At 26.7% G+C, this 1,233-nt stretch carries 1 protein-coding gene; it reads left to right on the top strand.

All coding sequences use genetic code 4. The features are described 5' to 3' along the window. The coding region (locus tag EHU54_RS05900) for a hypothetical protein (RefSeq protein ID WP_400249468.1) at nt 1–1,178 on the top strand (1,178 nt) is incomplete at its 5' end. Nucleotides 1,179–1,233: the final 55 nt, after the last annotated feature.

The raw sequence follows: 1,233 nt of genomic DNA, 5'->3' as shown, positions 1-1,233 counted from the left end.
ATATTGGTGGTGGTGATATTAATTCTGCACCCCAAGATAGACAATGATTATATCCATCTAATGTTATTAATTATTATTCACCTTATGATGGTAGTTTCTTATGACAAGAAATAACCTTTTCAAGTATTAATGACAAAATTAGTAATAGTGGTTTATCAGTAAGACAATTTATACAAACAAGTGCCCCAGGTGAAGGTTATTGTTTTCCTAAAATAACTTATGATGAAAAATTAAATAAAGGTATTGTTGAATTAGATGATATTTTATTAAAAGACCCAGGGGTTAGAGCAATGGCAGTTAAATTTTATGGTAATCCGATCTTTTTTGATATGCCTGTTATTGGTCGACCAATTATTAAAGGTCAATTTAATAAAAAAGTTATGAATTCACGAGATTTATTAATGTATAACATGTTTCCTGCTCCACCTGATAAAATAAATACTTATGCATCACCAGAAGTAAGTTGATATAACATTCAAGGTATTCAACCAACAATGATAACTGGTTATGAAGATTGAAAAAAAGATATGGAAAGTAGATACGACTTTTGAAATCAAAAAAATAGTGAGGGTATTGTTATAACCGATAAAGCGAGTTCAACAGCAACTAATCCTACGGTTGGTACAACTATTAATGAAGAAAATAATAATTCTGAATTTTATTGGTCTAAAAGTTGAAAAATAACACCACCAAACAAAGTTAAAGTAAATAGTGGTAATGTTGATAATATAATTAGTACCCAAGCATCATCATATTTTAGAAGAAAAGATGAATTTGGTAATACAGTTGGTCAAGTTCAAATTGAATATAATAAAATGGGTAAATGTAATGTTTGAGATATTTTAAATATGAATAATTTTATTAATCGTCAAATTACCATATTACCTTTAAACTATACACAAAAATTAGTATTTAATCCTTTTACTATCCCGGGCGGAGTTGGTAAATTCTTAAACTTTATTTCATTTGGTATTCCATGAGGTTGAGTAATTAATCAAAATAAAAAAACTTGACCTAATTTTCAATTTCTTAATGGTTTTATGAGTTCTAATGTTTATAGTTTTTATAATGATGCCTTTTGATCTGAAAAATCAAAAGGTAAAGGTTATTTACCATTTGAAATATTTAGGTCGCATGGAAAAAAGAAGGGTTTTAAAAAATACATAGAAATTGAATAAGAATAATAAATTAAACCATTTACTAAAATGGTTTTTTTATTTGTAAAACCAAAAT

The sequence above is a fragment of the Spiroplasma sp. ald genome (assembly GCF_044714355.1).
GTDB classification, from domain to species: domain Bacteria; phylum Bacillota_I; class Bacilli_A; order Mycoplasmatales; family Mycoplasmataceae; genus Spiroplasma; species Spiroplasma phoeniceum.
This window is presented reverse-complemented; position numbering and strand designations above follow the sequence as displayed.